The organism is Streptomyces botrytidirepellens (assembly GCF_003721215.1).
GTDB lineage: Bacteria > Actinomycetota > Actinomycetes > Streptomycetales > Streptomycetaceae > Streptomyces > Streptomyces himastatinicus.
Map to the genome: position 1 here is coordinate 1 of NZ_RIBZ01000261.1, position 24,860 is coordinate 24,860.

The following is a 24,860-nucleotide window of genomic DNA, read 5'->3' on the forward strand; positions in this document are numbered from 1 at the left end:
CGCCGGGTCCGCCGCCCGCCGCCGCCCAGGCGCGGCCCACCGCGGCGGCCGAGGCCAGTGTCTCCAGGCAGCCGGACTGGCCGCAGCCGCACGGGGTGCCGCCGGGCCGTACGACGATGTGGCCGATCTCGCCGGAGTCGCCGTGGGCGCCCGGTTCGAGACGGCCCTCGATGCCGATGGCGCCCGCGATCCCGGTGCCCACCGAGACGAACAGGAACCGGGCGGCGTTCCGGCCGGCCCCCAGCCGCCCCTCGGCCAGCCCGCCCGTCCGGACGTCGTGCCCGAGGGCGACCGGGACGCCGCCCAGCCGCTCGGACAGCAGTGCGCGCAGTGGTACGTCGCGCCAGCCGAGGTTGGCGGCGAAGACGGCGACGCCGCGGTCCTGGTCCAGTACGCCGGGCACGCCGATGCCGGCGGCCGCGGCCGGTTCGCCGAACCGCCGCTCGCCGATGGCGCGCAGCTCGGCGGCGAAGTCGAGGATGGCGGCGACCACGGCCTCGGGTCCCTGTTCCCGCCCGGTGGGCCGCCTGGCCTCGTGCAGGAGTGTCCGGTCCGCCCCGACCAGGGCGGCCTTCATGCCGGTGCCGCCCACATCGAGGGCGATGACGTGTCTCACAGGGGACAGTCTCCCGCGATCCACCACGAGAGGTCTAGTCCACTCGCCGGGCGGTTCTTCGTCGCAGGTAAGCGAGCTGTGACGACGTGACACATCCCACGTGGCGGTGTGCGATACGTCTGACCTGGCAAGGAGAGGTCCGATACCGAAGCGATACGCCCGTGGTGTAGACCTTGTGGAGGTTTGCAAGGCAGACTCGCTCGACCTTCGCGAGAAGCATCCGTGGAGGAAGAATCAAGCCATAGGGTGGGAAAACGCAGTGCAGCGGCGACGGTTCTTGAGTCTGACGACGGCTGGGGCCGCGACGGCGGTGGCGATGCCCGCGCTGTCCGCGTGCGGAAGCGACAGCTCCGGATCGGACGGGAACGTCCTGAAGGTGGTCGCGGCGGACTACGGCGACAGCGCCGAGAACACCTCCCAGAAGTACTGGGACAAGCTGGCCCGTGCCTTCGAGGCCAAGCACGGCGGCATCACGGTCGACGTCAAGGTCTACAGCTGGACCGAGGTCGACAAGAAGGTCGCCGACATGGTCAAGGGCGGCGACAGCCCGGACATCGCGCAGATCGGCGCGTACGCCGACTACGCCGCCGCGGGCAAGCTCTACCGCGCCGACCAGATGCTCTCCATCCCCACCCAGGCCTCGTTCATCACCTCCATCGCCCAGGCGGGCGAGGTCAGCCGGGTGCTGTACGGGCTGCCCTTCGTCTCCAGCGCCCGGCTGCTCTTCTACAACAAGAAGCTGTTCGACGAGGCGGGCATATCCTCCGCCCCCGAGAGCTGGGCGGACCTGAAGGACGCCGCGCAAGCGCTCAAGTCGGCCGGGGTGAAGATCCCCTACGGGCTGCCGCTCGGCCCCGAGGAGTCGCAGGCCGAGGCCATGATCTGGATGCTCAGCGGCGGAGGCGGCTACACCGACTCCAACGGCAGCTACACCATCGACTCCACCGCCAACATCGAGACCTTCGAGTGGCTGCGGGACGAGCTGGTCGGCGCGGACCTCACCGGCCCGCGCTCCCCGGCCCGCACCAACCGCCAGGACGTCTTCAACGCCTTCACCCGCGGCGAGGTCGGCATGCTCAACGGCCACCCCACCCTGATGCAGCAGGCCTCCGGCCACGACATCGAATACGCCACCGCCCCGCTGCCCGGCCGCAAGGGCAAGTCCACCTCCACGATGGGCGTCGCCGACTGGCTCATGGCCTTCAAGGCGAACGGCAGGCGGAAGCAGATCGGGGACTTCCTCGACTTCGTCTACCAGGAGAAGAACGTGCTGGACTTCGCCGACCAGTACGACCTGCTGCCGGTCACCACGGCCGTCTCCGCGACGATGCGCCACGAGCAGGAGCACAAGAAGCTGTGGCGCTTCCTCGACCAGATGGACCGCGCCCAGTTCTACCCGGCCGACAAGACCTCCTGGGCGAGCATCAGCCAGATGATCAAGGAGAAGATCGGCTCGACCGTGACCAAGGGCGGTGACCCCGCGAGCGTCCTCGGCGAGATCCAGCGGGCCGCGGACGCCATGGAGACGTCCAACTCGTGACCACCGAAGGACTCTCCGAACAGGACCTGGCCGTGCTCGCCGTCGAGCGCGACGGCTGGCCGGGCCCGGGCGCCAAGGAGCGGGCCATACGGGAGCGGCTCGGCATCACCCCGACCCGCTACTACCAGCTGCTCAACGCCCTGCTGGACGACCCCCGCGCGCTGGAGCACGACCCGGTGACGATCAACCGGCTGCGCCGTCTGCGCGACGAGCGCCGCGAACGCCGCTGAGGTTTTTGGCTTCGTCCCGGTACGGGTGCCGGTGGGCGGGGCCGGGTAGGGTCGCCGCATGGGCAGCCACCCCCTTCCCGTACCCGCCACCGCCGCCGGGCGTCAGGGCCTCGCCGCCCTCCTGGAACGGCCCGACCGGGCCGTCCTCGGGGTCGACTTCGACGGAACCCTCGCCGACATCGTCCCCGACCCCGACCAGGCCCGCGCCCACCCCGGCGCCGTCCCGGCCCTCTCCGCGCTGGGCCCCCGTCTGCACTCCTTCGCGGTGATCACCGGCCGCCCGGCCGAAGTCGCCGTGCGCTACGGCGGCTTCGCGGACAGCGCGGCCCCGGCCAACCTCGTCGTCCTCGGCCTCTACGGCGCCGAGCGCTGGGACGCGTCCAGCCAGGCCGTCCTGACCCCCGAACCCCACCCGGGCATCGCCGCCGTCCGCTCCGAACTGCCGGGCGTCCTCGAGGCGAACGGCGCCTGGCACGGCACCTGGACCGAGGACAAGGGCCGCGCCGTCGCGGTCCACACCCGCCGCACCGAGAACCCGCAGGCCGCCTTCGACCAGCTCCGCGCCCCGCTCCAGGCACTGGCCGAGCGCCACGGCCTGATCGTCGAACCGGGCCGCCTGGTCCTGGAGCTGCGCCCACCGGGCATGGACAAGGGCGTCGCCCTGCTGGAGTACGTCCGCGAGACCTCCGCGGGCGCGGTCCTCTACGCGGGCGACGACCTCGGCGACCTGGCCGCGTTCGCCGCCGTGGAGCGGCTGCGGAAGGAAGGCGTACCGGGACTGCTGGTGTGCAGCGGCAGCACGGAGGTGACGGCCCTGGCGGAGCGCGCCGACCTGGTGGTCGACGGCCCGGCGGGTGTTGTGGCCCTGCTGGAAGCGCTGGCGGCTGCGCTGCGCTGAGAGTCCCCCACCCCGCCCCTTCCCGAACCCAGGGGCAGGCCCCCTGGACCCCCGGCCCGCCGGTCGACGGGGTGACGCCGCCTGGCGCCGGTGTGGGCCCGCTGCGAGCGGAGAACCCAGGGGCAGAGCCCCTGAACTCCCGGCCCGCCGGTCCGCGGCGAGGCGCGGCCCCGGCGGAGCCCCGCGCCCGCAGCGGTCCAGGGCGTAGCCCGGCCGAACGGGGTCCGGGGCGGTGCCCCGGGAGGGGGCGGGGTCCGGGGCGGAGCCCCGGTTTCGGGAAGGGGCGGGGTGGGGGATTTAGCCCTCTTGCAGGGCTCGTAGCTGGGTCAGGAACCAGTCGCGGGGCGGGAGGGCCGTGGCTGCCGCGGCCAGGCGCTTCGTGCGGTCCGCCCGCTCGGCGTCCGGGGTGCGGAGGGCCTCGTCCAGCGCGCGGGCCGTGCCCTCGACGTCGTACGGGTTCACCGTCACCGCGTCCGCGCCCAGCTCCTCGTACGCCCCCGCCTCCCGCGACAGCACCAGCACGCAGCCGCGCTCGGAGACGACCGGAACCTCCTTGGCGACCAGGTTCATCCCGTCCCGGATCGGGTTGACGAGGGCCACGTCGGCCAGCCGGTAGGCGGCCAGGGAGCGCGCGAAGTCGTCCTTCACGTGGAGCGCGACCGGCTGCCAGCCCTCCGTCCCGTACTCCGCGTTGATCTCCTCGGCGAGCACCCGCACCCGCTCGGTGTAGTCGCGGTAGACGGTCAGGTCCTGGCGCGACGGATAGGCGAAGGCGACGTGGACCACGCGCTCGCGCCACTCGGGGTGGGTCTCCAGGAGGCGGCGGTAGGCCAGCAGCCCGCGCACGATGTTCTTGGACAGCTCGGTGCGATCCACCCGGACGATCGTTTTCCGGCCCGGCCCGATCTGCTCGCGCAGCGCCGCCAGCCGTTCGTCCACATCGGCCGCCCGCGACCGCTCCCGCAGGAAGTCGGCATCGGCGCCGAGGCCGTGCACCCCGAGCCGGGTCTCGCGGCCCTCGAAGCGGACGGCGGCCGCGGAGCCGTCCGGCCCCCGGACGATCTCCGCGCCGAGCACCGCCGCGCAGCAGTCGGCGAACGCGGCGGCCCAGCGCCCGGTGAGGAAGGCGGCGCGGTCGCCGCCGAGGATGCCGCGGAGCACGCCCGCCGCGACGTCGTCCGGCAGCAGCCGGTAGTAGTCCGGGGGCGCCCACGGCGTGTGGGAGAAGTGGCCGATCCGCAGGTCGGGGCGGCGGGCCCGGAGCAGCCCGGGGACCAGCGCCAGGTGGTAGTCCTGCACCAGCACGACCGCGCCGTCGGCCGCCTCCTGGGCGAGCGCGTCGGCGAAGGCCGCGTTGTACGCCTCGTACGCCTCCCACTGGGCGCGGAACTCCGCGTCGAAGACCGGCTCGAGCGGGGTCTGGTAGAGCAGGTGGTGGACGAACCACAGCACCGAGTTCGCGACGCCGTTGTACGCGGCGGCGAAGACGTCCGGCGCGATGTCCAGCATCCGCACCTGCTGCCCGCCGGTGTGGTCCGCGTCCAGGTGCCCGGCCCCGGCGCGGCGCGCCGCCTCGCGGTCGCCGTCGCCAAGGGCGGCGCACACCCAGACCGCGCCCGCGTCGGGCCCGATCGCGCTCAGCCCGGAGACCAGCCCGCCGCCCCCGCGCTTGGGGGTGAGCGATCCGTCCTCGCCCAGCGCGTACGAGACCGGGCCGCGGTTGGACGCGACGAGGATCGGTGCGCTGCGTTCAACGGCCATGTCGCGAGCCTAGCCATTGGGCACCGCGCGCAAACGTACGTACGGTTTCTTGCCCCCGGAAGAGGCGCCCTCAGGCCGCGCGCCGCTCCGCGTACTCGGGGATCTCGATCATCGGCGGCCGCTCCTCCGTGTCCACCGCCGTCGTCCGCGGCTCGAAGCCGTTCTCGCCGCGCTCGAACTGGGTCAGCCGCGGCCGCACCAGATGGCCGCGGGCCAGCCGCAGCTGCGCGGTGCGGTAGATCGCGGCGGCCATCCGGCCGAGCGCCTTGCCGTCCTGGTGGCGGTGTTTGCGCACGCCGATGTCGACCTGGGCGAGGGCGTCGAGCCCGACCGTGTGCAGCGCGTCGACCAGCAGGCCCAGCTCGACGCCGTACCCGACGGGGAACGGCAGCCGCTCCAGCAGCGAGCGCCGGGCCGCGTACTCGCCGCCCAGCGGCTGGACGAAACCGGCGAGCTGCGGCCAGTGCAGGTTCAGCAGCGGCCGCGCGACCAGCTCGGTGACCCGTCCGCCCTGGCCCGCGGTGTCCCGCAGCGGCCGGTCGTACATGCCCTTGACCAGCTGCACCCCGGGGTCGGTGAGCAGCGGCCCGACGATGCCGGAGACGAAGCGTGCGTCGAATTCGCGCAGGTCGGCGTCGATGAAGCAGACGATGTCGCCGCTGGTCGCCAGCAGCGACCGCCACAGCACCTCGCCCTTGCCGGGCAGCGCGGGCAGCCGGGGCAGCAGCGCGTCGCGGTGCACCACCCTCGCGCCGGCCGCGGCCGCGACCTCGGCGGTGCGGTCCGTGGAGCCGGAGTCCAGCACCACCAGCTCGTCGACGAGCGGCACGGCCTCGGTCATCAGATCGCGGCGGATCGCGGCGGCGATCTCGCCGACGGTCGCCTCCTCGTTCAGCGCGGGCAGCACCACGCTGACGCTCGTCGCCGTGTCGCGCTTCGCGGCCAGCAGGCGGTCCAGCGGACGGTCGTCGGCCGACCAGGAGCGGTGCTCCAGCCAGCGCTCCACCTCATCCAGCACCTGTTTTGTCTCCCTGCTGTGATCGCTCGTCGTGATCGTTGTGATCCATCTCGCGGTTCGGACGGCTAGCTCAACCATCCGGGCCGTCGGTTACAGTCTTGAACAGCGCACATGACCTTCGTATGTCGGGGGCTCGGTGCGGACAAACGCCCCGGGTCCGGCCCGGCGGCCATACCGCTCATCCAGAGGGGCAGAGGGAACGGCCCGTTGAAGCCCCGGCAACCCTCCAGCTGGTCTCGCGTCCTGTAGCGAGGCTCCCAGCTAGGGAAGGTGCCAATTCCGTCTCGTGGCGAAATGCGTCCCGAGGAAGATGAGGAGAAAGGGCCTCGCCTCCATGGCTGTGCAATCTGTCGAAAGCTCAACCACTTCCGCTGCCGCTTTCGGCCCCGCCGTCGCCCTGTCCTGCCGCGAGTGCGGTGAGCGCTTCGACCTCGGCCCGATCTTCGCGTGCGGGTCGTGTTTCGGGCCGCTCGAGGTGGCGTACGAGCTGCCGAGCGGCGATCCCGAGGGACTGCGGAAGCAGATCGAGGCCGGTCCCGACAACATCTGGCGCTATGCGCCGCTGCTGCCCGTCCCCGCCGACGTGGCCGCGCTCCCCAGCCTGAGCCCGGGCTTCACCCAGCTCGTCAAGGCCGACCGGCTCGCCCGCGAGCTGGGTGTCACCGGCGAGCTGCACGTCAAGGACGACTCCGGCAACCCGACCCACTCCTTCAAGGACCGGGTCGTCGCCATCGCCGTCCAGGCGGCCCGCACCTTCGGCTTCACCACCCTGTCCTGCTCCTCCACCGGCAACCTGGCCGGTGCGGTGGGCGCCGCGGCGGCCCGCGCGGGCTTCCGCTCGTGCGTCTTCATCCCGCACGACCTGGAGGCGGGCAAGGTCGTCATGGCCGCCGTCTACGGCGGTGACCTGGTCGGCATCGAGGGCAACTACGACGACGTCAACCGCTTCTGTAGCGAGCTGATCGGCGACCCGGCGGGCGAGGGCTGGGGCTTCGTCAACGTCAACCTGCGGCCGTACTACGGCGAGGGCTCCAAGACCCTGGCGTACGAGATCTGCGAGCAGCTCGGCTGGCGGCTGCCGGACCAGATCGTCGTCCCGATCGCGTCCGGCTCCCAGCTCACCAAGATCGACAAGGGGCTCAAGGAGCTGATCGAGCTCGGTCTGGTCGAGGACAAGCCGTACAAGATCTTCGGCGCCCAGGCCGAGGGCTGCTCCCCGGTCTCCACCGCCTTCAAGGCGGGCCATGACGTGGTGCGCCCGCAGAAGCCGAACACCATCGCCAAGTCGCTGGCCATCGGCAACCCGGCGGACGGCCCGTACGTCCTCGACATCGCGCGCCGCACCGGCGGGGCGGTGGAGGACGTCACCGACGAGCAGGTGGTCGACGCGATCAAGCTGCTCGCCCGCACCGAGGGGATCTTCGCGGAGACCGCGGGCGGCGTGACCGTCGGCGTGACCAAGAAGCTGATCGAGGACGGGCTGCTCGACCCGTCCCTGACGACCGTCGTCCTCAACACCGGCGACGGCCTCAAGACCCTCGACGCGGTGGCCCCCACCACGGGTCCCTCCGCCATCATCCGCCCCACCCTTGACTCGTTCCGAGAGGCTGGCCTCGCATGAGCGTCAACGTCCGAATCCCGACCATCCTGCGTACCTACACCGGCGGCCAGGCCGAGGTCAGCGCCGAGGGCGCGACCCTCGCCGAGGTTCTGGCGGACCTGGAGAAGAACCACGCGGGCATCTCCGCGCGCGTCCTGGACGACACCGGCAAGCTGCGCCGCTTCGTGAACGTCTACGTCAACGACGACGACGTGCGGTTCGCCGAGGGCCTGGCCACGGCCACGCCGGACGGCGCCGGGGTGTCGATCATCCCCGCGGTCGCGGGTGGCTGCTGACGCCCCATCACCCCGCTCACCTCTGGAAATCGCCTCGTCCGGGAGGATCCGGACGGGGCGATTCCGTGTGTGGAATCGCGATACAGTTGCCCCGCTTCCCCATCGGGCGCGGGCTACCTCATCGGCCCCGGCGCCGGAACCGCATATGAGAACTCGTCAACTTGTGCGCAAAGTGTGTGCGCGATTTGTCGGGTTGGTACCCTATGTCCGGTCGGGTTTGCCCGAACTTCACAGGACTTCTCCACTTTTTACCGATCGGCCGTGCCCAGAATTCTCGTCCAATTGACCTGTTGCAGAGGGCGTTGGGACGGATACATTCAGCGGCGGTCGACGCGTTCCGGCGCACACCCCCCTCGACTCGGGGGGTGAGGTCTGACCCGGGTCCGCGGAGTGCGGTCCTGCGCAAGGGCCAGCAATAGGGGAGTTAGGAATGGCTCAGGGCACCGTCAAGTGGTTCAACGCGGAGAAGGGGTACGGCTTCATCGCGGTCGACGGTGGTGCGGACGTGTTCGTCCACTACAGTGCGATCCAGATGGACGGTTACCGCACCCTCGAGGAAGGCCAGCGGGTCGAGTTCGAGATCTCGCAGGGCCAGAAGGGCCCGCAGGCGGACATGGTCCGCGTGGCCGTAGGCTGACGCGCCGAACGCGACGCAGCTGACTGAAGTAGCCGGAGGGCCCGTACCCCGCGAGGGGGGGCGGGCCCTCTGGCATGTCCGCGGGGGCTCTCGCCCGCCTCTCTTGACGCCCGTCGGGCGCTTGCACTCTCATGGGGCGAGTGCTAATTATTGCGTTAGCACTCTGAAGGTGAGAGTGACAGAAGGATCGGGTCGGTGAGGCTCGCCGGTGCCGCGCGGGGCAAGGAACCGCACGGCAGGCAGGCCGTCCGTCGCGGGCGCCAGGCGCGGTCCGGAGCAATCCACCCCGTCTTGGGAGGACCACTTCACATGGCCAAGATCATCGCGTTCGACGAGGAGGCGCGGCGCGGCCTCGAGCGCGGGATGAACCAGCTCGCCGACGCCGTCAAGGTCACCCTCGGCCCCAAGGGCCGTAACGTCGTCCTCGAGAAGAAGTGGGGCGCCCCCACGATCACCAACGATGGTGTGTCCATCGCCAAGGAGATCGAACTCGAGGACGCGTACGAGAAGATCGGCGCCGAGCTGGTCAAGGAGGTCGCGAAGAAGACGGACGACGTCGCCGGTGACGGCACGACGACCGCGACCGTCCTCGCCCAGGCGCTGGTCAAGGAGGGCCTGCGGAACGTTGCCGCGGGCGCCAACCCGATGGCCCTCAAGCGCGGCATCGAGAAGGCCGTCGAGGCCGTCTCCGCCCAGCTGCTCGAGCAGGCCAAGGACGTGGAGACCAAGGAGCAGATCGCCTCCACCGCCTCCATCTCCGCCGCCGACACCCAGATCGGCGAGCTGATCGCCGAGGCCATGGACAAGGTCGGCAAGGAAGGCGTCATCACCGTCGAGGAGTCGCAGACCTTCGGGCTCGAGCTCGAGCTCACCGAGGGCATGCGCTTCGACAAGGGCTACATCTCCCCGTACTTCGCGACGGACATGGAGCGTATGGAGGCGTCGCTCGACGACCCGTACATCCTGATCGTCAACTCGAAGATCACCAGCGTGAAGGACCTCCTCCCGCTGCTCGAGAAGGTCATGCAGTCCGGCAAGCCGCTGCTGATCATCGCCGAGGACATCGAGGGCGAGGCGCTGGCGACCCTGGTCGTCAACAAGATCCGTGGCACCTTCAAGTCCGTCGCCGTCAAGGCCCCGGGCTTCGGTGACCGCCGCAAGGCCATGCTCGGCGACATCGCCATCCTCACCGGTGGCACCGTCATCTCCGAGGAGGTCGGCCTCAAGCTGGAGAACGCGGGCATCGACCTGCTCGGCCGCGCCCGCAAGGTCACGGTCACCAAGGACGAGACCACGATCGTGGACGGCGCCGGCGACACCGACCAGGTGCAGGGCCGCGTCAACCAGATCCGCGCCGAGATCGAGAACTCGGACTCGGACTACGACCGCGAGAAGCTCCAGGAGCGCCTGGCGAAGCTGGCCGGCGGCGTGGCCGTCATCAAGGCCGGTGCCGCGACCGAGGTCGAGCTGAAGGAGCGCAAGCACCGCATCGAGGACGCGGTGCGCAACGCCAAGGCCGCCGTCGAGGAGGGCATCGTCGCCGGTGGTGGCGTGGCCCTGCTCCAGACCGTCTCGGTGTTCGAGAAGCTGGAGCTCGAGGGCGACGAGGCCACCGGTGCCCAGGCCGTGCGCCTGGCCCTGGAGGCCCCGCTGAAGCAGATCGCCGTCAACGCCGGCCTCGAGGGCGGCGTCGTGGTGGAGAAGGTGCGCAACCTGACCCCGGGCCACGGCCTCAACGCCGCGACCGGTGAGTACATCGACCTCATCGCCGAGGGCATCATCGACCCGGCCAAGGTCACGCGCTCCGCGCTCCAGAACGCCGCGTCGATCGCCGCGCTGTTCCTCACCACCGAGGCCGTCATCGCCGACAAGCCCGAGAAGGCCGCTCCGGCGGGCGCCCCGGGCGGCATGCCGGGCGGTGACATGGACTTCTGATCGGCTTCGGCGCCCCGCGCGCCGGTCGGTCACACCGTCCACTGACGACGGCGGGGCGGCACCCTTTCTCCCAGGGGTGCCGCCCCGCCGCCGTGTTTCTGAGCTTTCGGGGTGTTATGCCCCCGCTGCTTCGAGGGCGGCCCGCAGATGGCCGTTCGCCTCGCCGAGCAGCTTCTCGGCGGTGGGCGCGTCCACGCCACCGAGGATCGTGAGGATGGCGTTCTTGGCCTCCCAGTCGGTGGCCGTCAGCGCGCTCTCGATCTGCTCGTCCGTGGCGCCGGTCGCCAGAGAAACGATACGGCGCGTGCGCGCCCGCAGCTTCTCGTTCGAGGCGCGCACATCCACCATCAGATTCCCGAAGGTCTTGCCCAGCCGGATCATGGTGATGGTCGAGAACATGTTGAGCACGAGCTTCTGCGCCGTACCCGCCTTGAGCCGGGTGGAGCCGGTGAGCAGCTCCGGTCCGACGACGACCTCGATGCCGTGGTCGGCGGCCGCAGCGAGCGCCGAGCCCGCGTTGCACGACAGCCCGACGGTGAGCGCCCCCCGGCGGCGGGCGTGCTCGACGGCGCCCACGGCGTACGGGGTGCGGCCGGAGGCCGAGACGCCCACGACCGTGTCCCGCGGGCCGACCCCGATCCGGTCCAGGTCCTCGGCGGCCAGCTCCGCGCTGTCCTCCGCGCCCTCCACGGACGACACCACGGCGGTCTCCCCGCCCGCGATCAGGCCGACCACCCGGTCCGGCCGGGCGTTGAAGGTGGGCGGGCACTCGCTCGCGTCGAGCACCCCGAGCCGCCCGGCGGTGCCCGCGCCCGCGTAGATCAGCCGCCCGCCGTCCGCCATGCGCGCGGCGATGCCGTCGATGGCGGCGGCGATCCGGGGGAGCTGGGCGGCGACGGCGGCGGGGACTCCGGCGTCCTCGGCGTTCATGATGCGGGCGATCTCGACGGTGTCGAGCCGGTCGATCTCGGCGAGTTCGGGGCGGAACGCCTCGGTGGTGAGGGTCTCCAGCTGGGCGCGGAGCTGTTGCTCCTGTTGCTCCTGTTGTTGCTGGTGCTGCTCGTGCTCATCGGCGGCGGAAGTCATGGCGAAGCGGCTCTTCCCTACGTAAGCGTGATGGTGGGGGTGGGGTGGCGGTGCGGGGCGTCGTCGCGCGCCCCGGCCTCAGCGGTGGCGGGGGCGGGGATCGTGCCGGTGCGCGAGGGCCTCGTACGAGGCGGACAGGGCGGGCGCCGCGCTCTCGTACGTGCGCTGCGCCACGCCTATGAACAGGCAGTCCACCACCAGCAGCTGGCTGGTGCGGCTGGACATGGCCGCCGGGCGCAGCTCGCTCTCGCGCGCGGTGGAGGTGGTGAGGACGAGGTCCGCGTACTGTGCGATCTCGCCGTCCGGGCGGCCGGTGATCGCGATGGTGGTCGCCCCGCGCTCGAAGGCGACGCGCAGCGGCTCGATGACGTCCGTCGTCCGCCCCGAATGGGTGATCGCGAGCGCGACGTCGCGGGAGTGCAGCTGGACGGCGTTGGTGATGGCCTGGTGCGGATCCGCGTGCGCGTGGGCGATCAGGCCGATCCGCAGCAGCTTCTGGACCAGGTCCTGGGCGACCAGATTGGACGCGCCGATGCCGTACACATCGATCCGGCGGGCGGCGGCGACCGCGGCGACAGCGGCCTCGACCTGGCCGGGGTCGAGCCCCGCGGCGGTGTCGGCCAGACACTGCTGCTCCTCCTGGGCGAGCTTGGCGATCACGTCGCCGATCGGGTCGTCGACCGCGATGTCGGCGGTGACGGCCGGTGCCCGGCCCGCCGCCTGCTGCGCGGCGAGCGCGGCGAGCGCGAGGCGCAGATCGCGGTATCCGGGGTAGCCGAGCAGCCGGGAGGTGCGGACGACGGTGGCCTCGCTGGTCCCCGTACGCTCGGCGAGCCCGGTGACGGTGAGCGCCGCGCAGCCCGCCGGGTCGCCCGCGACGGCCTCGGCGACGCGCTGCATCGAGCGGGTCATGGAGGGGCCCAGGGTGCGAACCTTCGCCGCGAGGGCGGAGGGGGCGGGCACGGCGGGATCGGTGAGGGGAGTGAAAGTTTCCTTCAACTTGCTACTCACATCTGAAAACTATTTCCGGCCACGAGGTCCGTCAAGACCGCGCGCGGAGGCGGTTCCCATGGGCTTCCCCTGTGCTGGAAGGCGGCCCGACGAAGCAAAGGTGACAATGGGACCCATGAAGCTCGAACATGCACTGCACGCGGCACGGGCGCTCGTCCTGGCCGACCTCGCGGCGGGAGACGTCGCCCACGCCGACATCGTCTCGCTCGTCGAGGACGCCATCGCGCACCGCCGCTGGTGGGTCGAGCAATGGCCGGAAGGCGTGGCCTACGTCGCCGGTCTGGTCGCCCAGGACGTCCAGGACTCCCTGCTGGAACGCTACGGCCGGTGGCCCCTGTGCCCGGTGTGCACTACGGGCGGCGACCTCCACGCCCTCGACGTGGAACCCGAACTGGGCCCCGACCCGCACTGGGTCTGCGGCAAGACGGCGGTCGCGGTGGCCCCCGTGGGCTCGCTGGGGACCACGCTCTGATGGCCGTACTGATCGACCCGCCCTCGTGGCCGGGCCACGGCCGCATGTGGTCACACCTGGTGAGCGACGTCTCGTACGACGAACTCCACGCCTTCGCCACCCGCATCGGCGCCCCGCGCCGCGGCTTCGACCGCGACCACTACGACGTCCCGAGCGACCTCTACGCACGGGCGGTGCGCGCGGGGGCGGAGGAGGTCGGCAGCAAGGAGCTGCTGCGGCGGCTCACGGCGGCGGGCCTGCGCCGCCGTAAGTCGGTGGCGCGGGGCTGAGGGCTCACCGGAACCGGACCCGACTCAGCGAGAAGCCCCCGAGGTCGCCTCGCGCGCGGGCGTTGTGGCCTGGCCGGTGTGACCGGTGGCGATCACCCGCGACGCCCCCTCCGCACGATGCAGCCGCGCCGCGAGCGCCGTCGTCACGATGCCCGCACCGGCCAGGGCGGCGCCCGTCCAGGCCACCGCCGGGTAGCCCCAGCCCGCGTCGATGACCAGGCCGCCGAGCCAGGGGCCCACCGTGTTGCCGATGTTGAACGCGGACGTCGTGGTCGCGCCCGCGAGCGTCGGGGCGGCGTTCGCGACGTTGAACATGCGGGCGTTGAGCGCGGGCGCGGTGAAGAAGGCCGTGAAGCCGAGCAGCAGCGCCAGGCCGACGGCCGCTACGGGGCTGTGCGCGGTCAGCGCCAGGACGCTCAGCACCACCGTCGAGGCGGTGATGCCGCCGTACATCGTGCCGAACAGGTGCGCGTCCGCGATCCGCCCGCCGACCGCCGTACCGATCAGCGCGCCGACCCCGAACAGCGCCAGCACCGTCGGCACCCAGCCCTCGTCCAGCCCCGCCACGTCGGTGAGCAGCGGCCCGAGGTACGAGAACAGGCAGAAGACCGCGCCCCCGCTCAGCGCGGTGGTGACCAGCGCGAGCCAGACCTGACGGTCCCGGTAGATGCTCAGTTCGCCCCGCAGCCGCGGCCGGTCGTCCCCGGTCGGCACCTCCGTACGCGGTACGAGCGCGATCACCCCGATCAGCCCGAGCACCGAGAGCCCGGCCACCGCCCAGAAGGCGGCGCGCCATCCCGCGTTCTGCCCCAGGAACGCCCCGGCCGGAACCCCCACGACGTTCGCGACGCTGAGCCCGCCGACCATCACCGCCATGGCCCGCGCCCGCGCGTTCACCGGCACCAACGACACGGCCACCGCCGCCCCCACGGCCCAGAACCCGGCACATGCGAGCGCGCTCACCACCCGCGACGCGAACAACACCCCGTACGACGGCGCCACCGCCCCCGCCACCTGCCCGAGCCCGAACACGGCGAGCAACGCGATCAACGTCGTCCGCCGGGGCAACCGCAACGTGGCCGCCGCCAGCAGCGGCGCCCCGACCACCATCCCGATCGCGAACGCCGATATCAGCAGCCCGGCCGTGGGGATGGTAACTCCCATGTCCCGGGCGACGGGTTGGAGCAGCCCGGAGAGCATGAACTCCGAGGTCCCGAGAGCGAAGACGGACAGGCCAAGTACATAAACGGCGATGGGCATGCCGACGTCAACGCCCCGGTGGGGTTCGCCATTCCTCGCCCGGGGCGTTCCCGATCTCCCGAACGTTCACTCGATGTGATGGCGAGGCGACTGCGGCCTGGCGTGATCACGGAGAGTGATGAAGAATCGAGCTGTGAACCCGCCGAGGGAAGGCGGGTGTTGAGGCATCACGGGGGAGTGATCGCCATGACCGCCGTCATGACAGACGTGGGTGATCTCCCGGGACGGGGACGCCACCGGACCATAGTTCTTCCGCGTGCTCGGCGAAGCGGGAGAACATCCCGCCCTCACCGCGGCGCCGCAGATGCATCAGTGGCGAATCATGGCCGACGAGCTTGGCCAGGTGCGGCGTCACGAGGGCCTGATCGTCGAAGCGGAAGACCGAGAGCGAGACATGGTTCATGGCGTCGGCCGCCGCTGAGAACCGAGCCTCTAGCCCGGTCACAGTGCCCATCTTGGTCAACTGCTCCAGGGTCATGTTGATGCGCGTGGAGACCGTCAACGCGACATCCTCGATCTCCTCCCGCTGCCGGGTCACCGGACCGGCGGGGTCGCCGAGCAGAAAGCGGACTCGACAGCCGCTCTCCGCCTTCTGCCGCAGCGTCTCGGAGAGGGCGGGCACCTGGGTCCACAGAAAGTAGGAGGTGTAACCGGCGAAGAACAGTTCCTCCTCCGCTCCGGCAATGAGATCGGACCAGACCGTAGAGGGGCATGCGGACCTGTACGGATAGCTCTGAACGATCTCTTGGGCGCCATCGGTCTTGAATCGGTTCCGCACCGACTTCGGCCACAGCATCTCTGCTTCCACTCCCAACGTCTCAGAGGCATCCGACCGGTTTCTGGAGTGCGGGATGAGTTCTTCGTCCGCGATCCACCGCTCAACGGTCTTGCCGGAAACACCCACTCGGGCGGCGAGCTGCCGGGGTGATAATCCAGCGGACTCCATAGCCGATCGTAAGGCCGTATTCAAGACTTCCCCCAGGGACGTTTGGGCGTTCTCCGACGGTAGCGCCGAGACATCCCAACCGTCCTCGCATTGCGCCGAGATACGTCCCATTTGGGGCGTCAGTCTGTGCCTGTAAAGCCCTCGCGATCATGCGGCCGATCCCGGGGCGTGTCCACCAGCTGGATGGAGCTGATGACGTGATCGACCCTAGCCCCTCTGCTCCCGAACATATGAGTCCACTTTCCGCCTCCCGGGCGGCTGCCCTGCGACTCCTTCCTTGGGATAACGCGAACGGCAAGCCGTGCTATCTGATCTCGGACACCGACCAGAGCCCGCTGAACACGAGGGCGGACGACGTCGAGGCCGTGCAGCTCGACATGGGAGCGAGGCTCCTCGGTCACGCGAGCGAATTGCTGGCGGACCGCAAGGCGAGCGTGAACGAACTTCGGTTTCTGGCCAACCGCTTGTGCGAGGCGCTGAGCGACGTATTGCGAATCGCCCGCAGTCGGGCCGGAGGCGGGCAGGAGCCGTCATGACGGATTTGCGGATCAGCCACGCCCAGGAATGGACCGTGCGCCGCCTGAACGACGGCGGTCTTGCACTGCCGCTCCAGATCAGCCGTGGCGACCGACTCCTCGGCATGGCCGAGCTGCGGCTGACGCCCGCCGCAGCGGAGCACCTGCACGCGGCCCTGTGCTACGCGCTCGACGGCCAGTTGCCACCCACCACTGCCCCTGACTGCCGCAAGGAGATCCGCTACCCAGGCCGTCGCTCGGGATGATTCCCGTCCAACTCACCGGCGGGAGTCACCCTGGTAGGCGACAGGATCCGCGACCCTGATCAAAACTCTGGTGAAGGAGTACCGCGCATGAGTGTCGACTTGGATCTCGCCACCGACGAGTGGGTCAAGTCCTCCTACAGCGACGCCAATGGCGGTCAATGCGTGGAGGTCTCCCGCACCTTCACCCGAACCCACGGCGCCGTCCCGGTCCGCGACTCCAAGAACCCGCACGGGCCGGCGCTGATCTTCCCGGCGGAGGGCTGGTCGTCGTTCGTATCCGGCCTCATACGCGGCGAGTTCCCTGCGGTCTGACCCCTGCCGCTATTACTGGGGGAGGCCGACGGGCGCTAGGCGCGGGCAATACGTGCAGCCCGGCCGCCAGTAGACGATTGGCCGACCGTCGACCACGCGGCGGCGTTGTGCCTCCACCGCGCGGGAGCCAATCGCGCGTCATGATGACGCGGACCCCAGCAGCTCCAGCTCCGTGGTCATGTTGCGGCGGGCTGCTGGCTCCCAGCGGTCGTGGCCGATCGGGGTGCGGAACAGGCAGGGCAGGCCCAGGAGATGGCGGAGGACGTTCGCGCGGCCCTCGCGGAAGGTGTCGTCGGGGACGAAGGCGTACTCCTCGCGGACCGCCGTCGCGTACGCGCTGTAGGCCTCGGGTGAGCCCGCCAGCACCGCGAGGTCGGCGTCGCAGAGGACTTCGCCGTTGGTGTCGCCCTCGGCGGGGTCGTGGTCGGTGGTGAGGCGGACGAGGCGGGCGGTTTCGGCGACGCGGGCCTCCGGGACGCCCGCTTCCGAGAGGGCACGTTCGGCGAGGCGGGCGCTGCGTTCCTCGTTGGTCGAGCGGTCGGGGAGGTAGACGGCGTCGTGGAACCAGGCGGCGAGGCGGATCGCGTCGGGGTCGGGGGCCTCGGTGCGTTCCAGCAGCTCGTCGACCCGGTCCAGTACGGCGATCAGGTGGTCGGTGGTGTGGTAGCGGCGCTGGGGTTCGGCCCAGCGGGAGAGGAGGTCGCGGCCGTAGGGGTCCGGGTCGGGGGTGGTGGTGTCGCGGGCGCTGTTGAGGAGGAGCGCCCAGCGGGTGAGGAGCGCGGGGTGGTCGGACATGGGCCCATTCTCAGGGGTGCGGGTTGCGGGGGGTGGGGGGTATGGCAAGCTATACAGCATGTCTAGACCAATTCTCGAGGTTATCGCCCTCCACCCGGAGGACGCGATCGCGGCTGAGGCCGGAGGGGCGGACCGTCTTGAGCTGGTCACCGACATGGCAGCCGATGGGCTGACGCCCTCCCGGGAGACCTTCGCCGCCGTCCGTTCGGCGGTGGATCTGCCGGTGCGGGTGATGCTCCGTGCGTCCGATGGGTTCGCGGCGGGGGACGCCGCGGCCGTCGACGCGCTGTGCCGTAGGGCGGCCGCGCTGCACGCGGAGGGGGCGGATGAGTTCGTGCTCGGCTTCCTCGCCGCCGATGGTTTGGCCGATCTGGCTGCCATCGCCGCGCTGATCGAGGTCATCGGCGCCGGGCCGGGCGTGGACGAGAGCCGCTGGACCTTCCACCGGGCCATCGACCGCGCCGCCGACCGCGATGTGCTCCGTCGGCAGCTGGCCGGACTTCCCGGCCTGGACACCTACCTCACCGCCGGTTCGGCCCAGGGTGTCGACCACGGGCTGCCGACCCTTCGGGCNCAGGGTGTCGACCACGGGCTGCCGACCCTTCGGGCTGAGGCCGCACGTACGGGGGCGCCGGGGTACGAAGCGCGGATCATGGTCGGCGGCGGCCTCCGCCTCGACCACCTCTCCGAGCTGCGCGCCGCGGGCGTGACCGCCTTCCACATCGGCAGCGCGGCCCGGCCCGCCGGATGGCACGGCTCGGTGGGCGCGTCCGCCGTCGGGCAGTGGCGTCTGGCGCTCGACGCGCCGGTGCCGGTGGGCTGAGGAACCGTTCAGCGGTGCCTCGGTCGCCGTTCTGCGCCCCGGCTGGCGCCTGCCCCGGGTGGGGTTCGGGGCTGCCGGTGTCCGGGGGCTGAGGTCTTTGGAGCATGGGGGGCAGGGCCGCTCCCGCCCCCGCCCGTTGCCCGCCGCCGGGTCGCGGTTGGTGGCAGTGGCAACGAGGTGCTCCCGCCCCCGCCTGGTGTTCGCCGCTGGGCGAGCCGGGGATGGATCGTGGGTCGGGCCACCGGTGGGGAGTTGGCGACGATGCGGGAGGGGGTCGGGGTCGGAGGGGTGGGGTCCTGGACGCTGACGTGTATGTGTGGCGCCGCTCGTCAAACGGTCACTTCACGCTTCCGAGCTGCGGCGCCGTAAATATACGGTCCAGGGCCCTGCCCCGGAGGCCCCGGCACCCGCACCCACCCCGCGCCCACCTCGCACCGGCAGGGTTACGCCAGACGCTCCGGCAGCGGGGCCGCGTGCACGACCGTCAGGCCTGAGACGGCTCGGGTGAGGGCCACGTACAGACGGCGCAGGCCCGTGCGTTCGTCGGGTTCGCCGTCGACCACGGCGGCCGGTTCGTCCAGCACCACGTAGTCGTACTCCAGACCCTTCGCCAGCGTCGCGGGCACCAGGGTCAGCCGGGCCTCGGGGCTGGTCTCCTCGCCGGGGGAGAGGTGGGTCAGGCCCGCCGCGTCGAGGGCGGCGGACAGGGCGGGGAGGCGGGCTTCGGCCGCGATCAGGCCGATGGAGCCCTCGTGCGTCAGGGCTTCGTGGCAGGCGGTGATGACCGCCGCGTCCAGGTCGGACGGGTCGACGGCCCGTACGGCGAAGTCGCCCGCCGCTTCGCGGATCGACGTGGCCTCCGACAGGCCGGGCGCGATGGCGGGCAGCAGCCGCGACGCGTACGCGATCACCTCGCGCGGCACCCGGAAACCCTGGGTCAGCTCCTCGACGGTGGAGCCGGGTTTGCCCAGGTGGGTGAGGGCCTCTTCCCAACTGTCCGTGGCCCAAGGGGTGGTGCCCTGGGCGAGGTCGCCGAGGATGGTGGCGGAGCCGGTGGTGCAGCGGCGGCCGACGGCGCGGTACTGCATGGGGGACAGGTCCTGCGCCTCGTCGAGGACCACATGGCCGAGCGAATGGGTGCGTTCGATGAGGTCGGCGGCCTCGTCGATGAGCACCGCGTCCGGCGGGGACCACTTCGCGGACTTCACGCTGCGCGGCGGCTTGGCCCACAAGAGGGTCTTCTGCTCGTCGGCGGTGAGGATGCCGTCCGCGTGGGCGGCCAGGAAGTCGGCGTCGGAGAGCAGCCGCAGTACGAGTTTGGCGGGGTCGACGGGCGGCCAGATGGCCTTGACGGCCGCCTTCACGGCGGGGTTGCGGGCCACCGCGTCCTGGACGCGGTCGTCGGGGGCCTCGCCCGCCTGCTCCATGCGGACGAGCACGGCGTGCGCGATGCGCTGCGGGAGGGCGTCGCGGGCCGCGCCGTAGCGGATGTCGCGGGCCAGCAGTTCCCGCACGGTCTCCTCGATCTCGTACGCCGGTACCCGCCAGCGGCGCGAGCCACGGACCACGACGCACGCCTCGGTGGGCGGGGTGACGTGCGAGCGCAGGGCCCGGCGCAGCACCTCGGCCATACGGGCGTCGCCCTTGACGCGCGCCACGTCGGCGGAGTCGGCGCCGCGTACCTCGACGCCCGTGGCGGGGCGCGCCACCAGGTCCTCGACGGTGGCCTGGGCGACCTGCAACTCGCCCAGCGCGGGCAGGACTTGCTCGATGTAGTGGAGGAAGGAGCGGTTCGGGCCGATGACGAGGGTGCCGGAACGGGCCAGCCGCTCGCGGTGGGCGTAGAGGAGGTACGCGACCCGGTGCAGGCCGACCGCCGTCTTCCCGGTGCCCGGCGCACCCTGGACGCAGACGGTGCCGCCGATTCCGGCGCGGACGATCTCGTCCTGTTCGGGCTGGATCGTCGCGACGATGTCCCGCATGGGGCCGACGCGCGGCCGCTCGATCTCGGACTGGAGCAGCTTGCTGGTCTGTTCCGCCTCGGTGGGGTCGGAGAGCTTTTCGTCCTCGTACGCGGTCAGCTCGCCGCCGGTGTAGCCGAAGCGGCGGCGCAGTCCGACGTCCATGGGCGCCTTCTTGGACGCCTGATAGAAGGGCTGCGAGACGGGGGCACGCCAGTCGATGACCATGGGGTCGCCGTCGCCGTCGTGCACATGACGGCGACCGATATAGAACGACTCGCCCTCGGCGCCTTCCGCCGCCTCCGCGCCCGGAGCGTGCAGATAGTCGAGGCGGCCGAAGAAGAGCGGGGTGTGGGAGAGGTCGGCGAGGGCCTTGATGCGCTCGCTGACCTGGTGGTGCAGGGCTTCGGCGTTGACCCAGTTGGCGGCGACGTCCCGGAGGTCGAGGGCCTCCACGTCGGCGCGCATGGCGCGCAGGGCGGCGCGGGAGGCGGCGAGGTGGGATCGTTCCCGTGCGAGCGGGTCGGGCAGGGGTGGTTCTGGCTGGTCAGGGGCGTGCGAGGGCACGGCGTAGCCTCCGGCGGGTACACGAAGCAGAGTTGCGGTACGTACGAGATGCCAGCCGGTTTCCGTCCGGCCGACGGCTCTCCCGAGCGGGAGGCGGCAAGACGGGGGATTGTAGCCACGGCGTGGACGGGCCGCGAATGATTTACGTCGGCTTCGGTTCGCTCCGGGTTCAGGCGGAGTTGGGGCCCTCGCGGGACCCGGGTCAGACCGTCAGACGTCCTCGTCCGCGAGCAGCGCGCTCGCGTCCACGATCCGGTACGCGTACCCCTGCTCGGCCAGGAACCGCTGGCGGTGCGCCGCGAAGTCCTGGTCGATGGTGTCGCGCGCGACGACCGAGTAGAAGACCGCCGGGTGGCCGTCGGCCTTCGGCCGCAGCACCCGGCCGAGCCGCTGGGCCTCCTCCTGGCGGGAGCCGAAGGTGCCGGAGACCTGGATGGCGACGGTGGCCTCGGGGAGGTCGATGGAGAAGTTGGCGACCTTCGAGACGACGAGGACGGACAGCTCGCCCTCCCGGAAGGCGTCGAACAGCTTCTCGCGCTGCGCGTTCGTCGTCTCGCCCTTGATGACGGGCGCGTCCAGGTGCTCGCCCAGCTCGTCCAGCTGGTCGATGTACTGGCCGATGACCAGCGTCTGCTGCCCCTTGTGCTTGGCCACCAGCGCCTCGGTGATCCGCTGCTTGGAGGCGGTGGTGGCGCAGTAGCGGTACTTCTCCTCGGTCTCGGCGGTCGCGTACGCCAGCCGCTCGGTCTCGGTGAGGTTGACGCGGACCTCGACGCAGTCGGCGGGCGCGATGTAGCCCTGCGCCTCGATCTCCTTCCACGGCGCGTCGAAGCGCTTGGGGCCGATGAGCGAGAAGACGTCGGACTCGCGGCCGTCCTCCCGTACGAGCGTGGCGGTCAGGCCGAGGCGGCGGCGCGCCTGGAGGTCGGCCGTGAACTTGAAGACGGGCGCGGGCAGCAGGTGCACCTCGTCGTAGATGATCAGGCCCCAGTCGCGGGAGTCGAACAGCTCCAGGTGGGGGTAGATGCCCTTCCGCTTGGTGGTGAGCACCTGGTACGTGGCGATGGTGATCGGGCGGATCTCCTTGCGCGTACCGCTGTACTCGCCGATCTCCTCCTCGGTGAGGGAGGTGCGGCGCACCAGCTCGTGCTTCCACTGGCGGGCCGAGACGGTGTTGGTGACCAGGATCAGCGTGGTCGACTTGGCGGTGGCCATCGCACCCGCTCCGACCAGCGTCTTCCCGGCGCCGCAGGGCAGGACGACGACGCCCGAGCCGCCGTGCCAGAACCCCTCGACGGCGTGCTTCTGGTACGGGCGCAGCGCCCAGCCGTCCTCGTGCAGATCGATGGCGTGCGCCTCGCCGTCCACGTAACCGGCCAGGTCCTCGGCGGGCCAGCCCAGCTTGAGCAGCGTCTGCTTGATCTGGCCGCGCTCGGAGGGGTGGACGACCACGGTGTCCGGGTCGATACGGGCCCCGACCAGCGGCTGGATCCGCTTCGACCGCAGGATCTCCTCCAGCACGGGACGGTCGCTGGTCTCCAGGACCAGCCCGTGCGTGGGGTGCTTGAGGAGGCGCAGCCGCCCGTAGCGGGCCATCGTCTCGGCGACGTCGACGAGCAGGGCGTGCGGGACGGGGTAGCGGGAGAACGCCACGAGCGCGTCCACGACCTGCTCGGCGTCATGTCCGGCGGCGCGCGCGTTCCACAGGCCGAGCGGGGTCACCCGGTAGGTGTGGATGTGCTCCGGCGCGCGCTCCAGCTCGGCGAAGGGCGCGATGGCGCGGCGGCACGCTTCCGCCTGCTCGTGGTCGACCTCGAGCAGGAGCGTCTTGTCGCTCTGGACGATGAGCGGTCCGTTCACGCGCCGAGTCCTTTCGTAGCCGGGCCGTGTCGCCGGGGGCCAAAGAACCAGTGTCCCTCATCGGCCGGGTAGGCGGAGGGCCACAGGGATACTCCGCACGGCGAGGGGCAAGCGGGGTCACTAGGAGGGCCGGAACGAGGCGGGAGGTAGGTCCCTGTGATCAGCATCGCTGGGTGGGAGATCCGGCGGACGTTGAAGAGGACGCCGACGAGGAGCGGGTCGAAGGGGAAGACCGGGGCGCCGACGTCGGGGCGGGCGAAGTCGGCGGGCGCGAAGTCGGCGGCCGCCAAGAAGCCCGGTACGGCGCAGAAGGCGGCCAAGGCGGTGGCCGCCAAGACGGCTGACCCCGCCTCCCCGCCCCTCCAGCGCGATTCGCTGGGCTCCCGCGCCGGGCGGGTGCTGGTGATGCTGCTGGCGTTCGCCTGCATGGTCGGGTTCGCGGCGGCGCTGGCCAAGGCCACCCTCGTGCCGCAGCCGGGGTCCAGCGATCTCGTGCACACCAATCTGCGCCCGGGCGATTCGCTGCGCGCCTACGTCGACCAGCCCGCCATCCGGGACACGGTGAAGCAGATCGGCGGCAACGTACTGCTCGGCGCGCCCTTCGGCGTGCTACTGCCGATGCTCGTGCCGAAGGCGCGTGGCGCGGTGCGGGTGGTGCTGGTGACGTCGCTGGTGATGGTGCTGGTCGAGATCGCGCAGGGCGCGATCGTCGAGGGTCGGGCCTTCGACATCGATGACGTCATCCTGAACACGTCGGGCGCGCTGCTCGGCTACGTCCTGATTGGCCGCCGCCTCGGTCACGCCCTCCATCCGCGCCGCCATCACTGGTGGCAGCGGCGGCGCACGTCCGCTTAACCCGGCTCGTCGGCCAGTTCCGCGACGCCCGTGATGCGGTGGAGGGGGTACGTGCGGATCTCGTCGGCGGTGTGGTCGTACGCGGTGACGTAGCCGCCCTCGACGCGGACCGGGGCGATGACGCGCTGGCTGGCGGCGCCGTCCGCGTTGACGTAGCCGATCCAGACGGCGGAACCGGTGAGGGCCGCGGCCTGCACGGTCGCGAGGGTGTCGGCGGAGGTGGTGCGGGGGAGACGGGCGCCGGTGGCGGCCTCGGTGGTGCCCGTTCCGGCGGTGGCCGGGGGCTTGTGGGGCGCGGTCGCGGCGAGGTCACCGGCGCGGATGGCGCGTACCGCCGCGCCCAGCAGGGTGGTGTCGGGGACGGGCGGACCGTCCGGGACCGGGGCGGGCGGTGTACGGGGCGGGGTGCGCTGGGCCTCGGCGCGGGTGACCAGGACGTCGCCCTCGGCGGATTCGGCGGCCGGGGCGTACCCCATGGCGCGCAACCCCTCCAGCAGCGCGTCCGGCGGTGCCTGGGCGGCCAGCACGGTGGGGGCGAGACGCCGCAGGCGCAGGCCCGCGGAGCGGCGGTCGGCGAGGATCTCGGCGAGCAGGGTCTCGTCGTCGCAGCGCAGATAGGCGGAGGCCGCGCCGATGCGGAGGTGGCCGTGCTTCCGGGCGACATCGTCGATCAGATACGTGAGGGGCTGCGGCACCGGGGTGCGGGAGTGGGCGGCGAGGAAGGTGTGCAGGTCGTCGGCGGCCCGTCCGGCGTCGAGCGCGCGGCGTACGGAGGCGGGGGTGAAGCGGTAGACGGTCGCGCCGCCCTTGGACTCGATCTCGGCGAGGATGCCGAGCGCGTCGGCGAGCGGCCGCTCCAGCGGGCCGGGGGCGACGGCGGTCAGGTCGGCCTGGAGGAGTACGTGGTCGAGGGGCTCGGGGAGGAGCGGGGCGAGGAGCCGTGCCGCCTCGGCGGCGAGCGCGGCGGCCTCGGCCGGGGTTGTGGGGGGAGGCGCGGTGGCGAGGGCCTCGGCTGCTGCGGGCGGTGCCTGGGGTGCCTCGGCCGCCGGGCCCAGGAGCGCGCGGCCGTGGGACGAGAGCGCGGCGCGGCCCGTGATGCCGAGCATTTCGGCCTCGCTGAGGGTCCAGCGTGCCAGCCGTGACCGCAGATCGTCCCTGGTGGTGGGGGAGGTGGCGGAGGCGGCGGTCAGCCCCGCGGATCCGGTTCCGGCCGCGCCCGTGACCCCGGAGGCCCACGTTCCACTGGCCCCCGCAGCGCCCGTAGTCGCTCCACCCCCGGCGCCCCTGGCGCCCGCGGAGCCCGCGGCTCCGGAGCCCCTGGCCCCCGCGCC

25 protein-coding genes and 1 riboswitch are annotated in these 24,860 nt (G+C 71.7%); of the genes, 14 read left to right on the forward strand and 11 right to left on the reverse strand.

Features of this window, described 5'->3' with window-relative positions; translation table 11 throughout:
• Window positions 1-616, reverse strand: a 616-nt coding sequence (locus EEJ42_RS20495) for an ROK family protein (RefSeq protein ID WP_148081997.1), incomplete at its 3' end; no start/stop codon positions are given.
• A 259-nt stretch (window positions 617-875) separates the two neighbouring features.
• Between EEJ42_RS20495 and EEJ42_RS20500 the strand changes: the two genes are divergently transcribed.
• The 3 genes from EEJ42_RS20500 to otsB are packed head-to-tail and all read left to right on the forward strand — an operon-like array spanning window position 876 to window position 3,284.
• Complete coding sequence (locus EEJ42_RS20500) at window positions 876-2,156, forward strand: extracellular solute-binding protein (protein ID WP_123101613.1); 1,281 nt, start codon at window positions 876-878, stop codon at window positions 2,154-2,156.
• Window positions 2,153-2,386, forward strand: coding sequence for a DUF3263 domain-containing protein (locus EEJ42_RS20505; protein ID WP_123101615.1), 234 nt, complete (start codon window positions 2,153-2,155; stop codon window positions 2,384-2,386). The genes EEJ42_RS20500 and EEJ42_RS20505 overlap by 4 nt, the downstream gene beginning before the upstream one ends.
• A 58-nt stretch (window positions 2,387-2,444) precedes the next feature.
• Window positions 2,445-3,284, forward strand: a complete 840-nt coding sequence (gene otsB / locus EEJ42_RS20510; protein ID WP_123101617.1) for a trehalose-phosphatase — start codon at window positions 2,445-2,447, stop codon at window positions 3,282-3,284.
• A gap of 297 nt (window positions 3,285-3,581) precedes the next feature.
• On the opposite strand, the gene EEJ42_RS20515 is transcribed toward otsB, so the two are convergent.
• Together EEJ42_RS20515 and EEJ42_RS20520 are read right to left on the reverse strand one after the other, a co-directional pair.
• Window positions 3,582-5,045 (reverse strand): alpha,alpha-trehalose-phosphate synthase (UDP-forming), encoded by a 1,464-nt coding sequence (locus tag EEJ42_RS20515; RefSeq protein ID WP_123101619.1) that lies wholly within the window; start codon window positions 5,043-5,045, stop codon window positions 3,582-3,584.
• Between the two features lie 70 nt (window positions 5,046-5,115).
• Window positions 5,116-6,063 carry a glucosyl-3-phosphoglycerate synthase gene (locus EEJ42_RS20520; RefSeq protein WP_123101621.1) on the reverse strand — a complete coding sequence of 316 codons (948 nt, stop codon included), beginning with the start codon at window positions 6,061-6,063 and terminating at the stop codon, window positions 5,116-5,118.
• Between the two features lie 175 nt (window positions 6,064-6,238).
• Window positions 6,239-6,380: riboswitch (SAM riboswitch) on the forward strand.
• Window positions 6,381-6,397: 17 nt separating this feature from the next.
• Here EEJ42_RS20520 and thrC point away from each other — a divergent pair.
• From thrC to groL, 4 genes are all read left to right on the forward strand, one after another.
• The gene (gene thrC, locus EEJ42_RS20525) at window positions 6,398-7,684 is read left to right on the forward strand and encodes a threonine synthase (RefSeq protein WP_123101623.1); all 1,287 of its coding nucleotides are present in this window, start codon (window positions 6,398-6,400) and stop codon (window positions 7,682-7,684) included.
• The gene (locus tag EEJ42_RS20530; RefSeq protein WP_123101625.1) at window positions 7,681-7,959 is read left to right on the forward strand and encodes a MoaD/ThiS family protein; all 279 of its coding nucleotides are present in this window, start codon (window positions 7,681-7,683) and stop codon (window positions 7,957-7,959) included. The genes thrC and EEJ42_RS20530 overlap by 4 nt, the downstream gene beginning before the upstream one ends.
• 430 nt (window positions 7,960-8,389) lie before the next feature.
• Window positions 8,390-8,596 (forward strand): cold-shock protein, encoded by a 207-nt coding sequence (locus tag EEJ42_RS20535; RefSeq protein ID WP_009716982.1) that lies wholly within the window; start codon window positions 8,390-8,392, stop codon window positions 8,594-8,596.
• A gap of 309 nt (window positions 8,597-8,905) precedes the next feature.
• On the forward strand, window positions 8,906-10,531 hold the full coding sequence (gene groL / locus EEJ42_RS20540) for a chaperonin GroEL (RefSeq protein WP_123101627.1): 1,626 nt from the start codon (window positions 8,906-8,908) through the stop codon (window positions 10,529-10,531).
• A 114-nt stretch (window positions 10,532-10,645) separates the two neighbouring features.
• Here the strand turns inward: groL and murQ are convergent, their stop codons facing one another.
• Together murQ and EEJ42_RS20550 are read right to left on the reverse strand one after the other, a co-directional pair.
• Window positions 10,646-11,617 (reverse strand): N-acetylmuramic acid 6-phosphate etherase, encoded by a 972-nt coding sequence (gene murQ, locus EEJ42_RS20545; protein ID WP_123101629.1) that lies wholly within the window; start codon window positions 11,615-11,617, stop codon window positions 10,646-10,648.
• 78 nt (window positions 11,618-11,695) lie between these two features.
• A complete protein-coding gene (locus tag EEJ42_RS20550; protein WP_009716985.1) occupies window positions 11,696-12,628 on the reverse strand; it encodes a MurR/RpiR family transcriptional regulator in 933 nt (310 codons plus the stop codon).
• 115 nt (window positions 12,629-12,743) lie between these two features.
• Here EEJ42_RS20550 and EEJ42_RS20555 point away from each other — a divergent pair, with 115 nt between their 5' ends.
• Complete coding sequence (locus EEJ42_RS20555; protein WP_123101631.1) at window positions 12,744-13,100, forward strand: hypothetical protein; 357 nt, start codon at window positions 12,744-12,746, stop codon at window positions 13,098-13,100.
• Entirely contained in the window at window positions 13,100-13,369 is a 270-nt protein-coding gene (locus tag EEJ42_RS20560; protein WP_123101633.1) for a DUF4031 domain-containing protein, read from the forward strand. Before EEJ42_RS20555 ends, EEJ42_RS20560 begins: the two co-directional genes overlap by 1 nt.
• A gap of 24 nt (window positions 13,370-13,393) precedes the next feature.
• On the opposite strand, the gene EEJ42_RS20565 is transcribed toward EEJ42_RS20560, so the two are convergent.
• Both EEJ42_RS20565 and EEJ42_RS20570 read right to left on the reverse strand, forming a co-directional pair.
• Window positions 13,394-14,629 carry a Cmx/CmrA family chloramphenicol efflux MFS transporter gene (locus EEJ42_RS20565; RefSeq protein WP_123101635.1) on the reverse strand — a complete coding sequence of 412 codons (1,236 nt, stop codon included), beginning with the start codon at window positions 14,627-14,629 and terminating at the stop codon, window positions 13,394-13,396.
• A 196-nt stretch (window positions 14,630-14,825) separates the two neighbouring features.
• Window positions 14,826-15,575 (reverse strand): XRE family transcriptional regulator, encoded by a 750-nt coding sequence (locus EEJ42_RS20570; protein ID WP_184503178.1) that lies wholly within the window; start codon window positions 15,573-15,575, stop codon window positions 14,826-14,828.
• A 197-nt stretch (window positions 15,576-15,772) separates the two neighbouring features.
• Between EEJ42_RS20570 and EEJ42_RS20575 the strand changes: the two genes are divergently transcribed.
• The 3 genes from EEJ42_RS20575 (at window position 15,773) to EEJ42_RS20585 (ending at window position 16,668) form a co-directional block, all read left to right on the forward strand.
• Window positions 15,773-16,111 (forward strand): hypothetical protein, encoded by a 339-nt coding sequence (locus EEJ42_RS20575; RefSeq protein WP_425472931.1) that lies wholly within the window; start codon window positions 15,773-15,775, stop codon window positions 16,109-16,111.
• Complete coding sequence (locus tag EEJ42_RS20580) at window positions 16,108-16,356, forward strand: hypothetical protein (RefSeq protein ID WP_123101641.1); 249 nt, start codon at window positions 16,108-16,110, stop codon at window positions 16,354-16,356. The genes EEJ42_RS20575 and EEJ42_RS20580 overlap by 4 nt, the downstream gene beginning before the upstream one ends.
• 87 nt (window positions 16,357-16,443) lie before the next feature.
• Window positions 16,444-16,668, forward strand: coding sequence for a DUF397 domain-containing protein (locus tag EEJ42_RS20585; RefSeq protein ID WP_123101643.1), 225 nt, complete (start codon window positions 16,444-16,446; stop codon window positions 16,666-16,668).
• Between the two features lie 138 nt (window positions 16,669-16,806).
• Here the strand turns inward: EEJ42_RS20585 and EEJ42_RS20590 are convergent, their stop codons facing one another.
• On the reverse strand, window positions 16,807-17,463 hold the full coding sequence (locus tag EEJ42_RS20590; RefSeq protein ID WP_123101645.1) for an HD domain-containing protein: 657 nt from the start codon (window positions 17,461-17,463) through the stop codon (window positions 16,807-16,809).
• 58 nt (window positions 17,464-17,521) lie between these two features.
• Here EEJ42_RS20590 and EEJ42_RS20595 point away from each other — a divergent pair, with 58 nt between their 5' ends.
• On the forward strand, window positions 17,522-18,286 hold the full coding sequence (locus EEJ42_RS20595) for a copper homeostasis protein CutC (protein ID WP_123101651.1): 765 nt from the start codon (window positions 17,522-17,524) through the stop codon (window positions 18,284-18,286).
• Window positions 18,287-18,729: 443 nt separating this feature from the next.
• On the opposite strand, the gene EEJ42_RS20600 is transcribed toward EEJ42_RS20595, so the two are convergent.
• Together EEJ42_RS20600 and EEJ42_RS20605 are read right to left on the reverse strand one after the other, a co-directional pair.
• Window positions 18,730-20,814, reverse strand: a complete 2,085-nt coding sequence (locus tag EEJ42_RS20600) for a HelD family protein (protein WP_123101647.1) — start codon at window positions 20,812-20,814, stop codon at window positions 18,730-18,732.
• Window positions 20,815-21,024: 210 nt separating this feature from the next.
• Complete coding sequence (locus tag EEJ42_RS20605) at window positions 21,025-22,674, reverse strand: DNA repair helicase XPB (protein ID WP_123101649.1); 1,650 nt, start codon at window positions 22,672-22,674, stop codon at window positions 21,025-21,027.
• Window positions 22,675-22,830: 156 nt separating this feature from the next.
• On the opposite strand from EEJ42_RS20605, the gene EEJ42_RS20610 reads away from it, so the two are divergent.
• A complete protein-coding gene (locus EEJ42_RS20610; protein ID WP_342778302.1) occupies window positions 22,831-23,529 on the forward strand; it encodes a VanZ family protein in 699 nt (232 codons plus the stop codon).
• On the opposite strand, the gene EEJ42_RS20615 is transcribed toward EEJ42_RS20610, so the two are convergent.
• The coding region (locus EEJ42_RS20615; RefSeq protein WP_123101653.1) for a helicase C-terminal domain-containing protein at window positions 23,526-24,860 on the reverse strand (1,335 nt) is incomplete at its 5' end. The two genes, EEJ42_RS20610 and EEJ42_RS20615, sit on opposite strands and share 4 nt — an antisense overlap.

Bases quoted from the DNA above. Each gene is read 5' to 3' on its own strand.
- EEJ42_RS20535 (WP_009716982.1), top strand. From the start codon at position 8,390: ATGGCTCAGGGCACCGTCAAGTGGTTCAACGCGGAGAAGGGGTACGGC.
- EEJ42_RS20590 (WP_123101645.1), bottom strand. From the start codon at position 17,463: ATGTCCGACCACCCCGCGCTCCTCACCCGCTGGGCGCTCCTCCTCAAC.
- otsB (WP_123101617.1), top strand. From the start codon at position 2,445: ATGGGCAGCCACCCCCTTCCCGTACCCGCCACCGCCGCCGGGCGTCAG.
- EEJ42_RS20515 (WP_123101619.1), bottom strand. From the start codon at position 5,045: ATGGCCGTTGAACGCAGCGCACCGATCCTCGTCGCGTCCAACCGCGGC.
- EEJ42_RS20580 (WP_123101641.1), top strand. From the start codon at position 16,108: ATGACGGATTTGCGGATCAGCCACGCCCAGGAATGGACCGTGCGCCGC.
- EEJ42_RS20585 (WP_123101643.1), top strand. From the start codon at position 16,444: ATGAGTGTCGACTTGGATCTCGCCACCGACGAGTGGGTCAAGTCCTCC.
- EEJ42_RS20560 (WP_123101633.1), top strand. From the start codon at position 13,100: ATGGCCGTACTGATCGACCCGCCCTCGTGGCCGGGCCACGGCCGCATG.
- EEJ42_RS20570 (WP_184503178.1), bottom strand. From the start codon at position 15,575: ATGGAGTCCGCTGGATTATCACCCCGGCAGCTCGCCGCCCGAGTGGGT.
- EEJ42_RS20565 (WP_123101635.1), bottom strand. From the start codon at position 14,629: ATGCCCATCGCCGTTTATGTACTTGGCCTGTCCGTCTTCGCTCTCGGG.
- groL (WP_123101627.1), top strand. From the start codon at position 8,906: ATGGCCAAGATCATCGCGTTCGACGAGGAGGCGCGGCGCGGCCTCGAG.
- EEJ42_RS20555 (WP_123101631.1), top strand. From the start codon at position 12,744: ATGAAGCTCGAACATGCACTGCACGCGGCACGGGCGCTCGTCCTGGCC.
- murQ (WP_123101629.1), bottom strand. From the start codon at position 11,617: ATGACTTCCGCCGCCGATGAGCACGAGCAGCACCAGCAACAACAGGAG.
- EEJ42_RS20530 (WP_123101625.1), top strand. From the start codon at position 7,681: ATGAGCGTCAACGTCCGAATCCCGACCATCCTGCGTACCTACACCGGC.
- thrC (WP_123101623.1), top strand. From the start codon at position 6,398: ATGGCTGTGCAATCTGTCGAAAGCTCAACCACTTCCGCTGCCGCTTTC.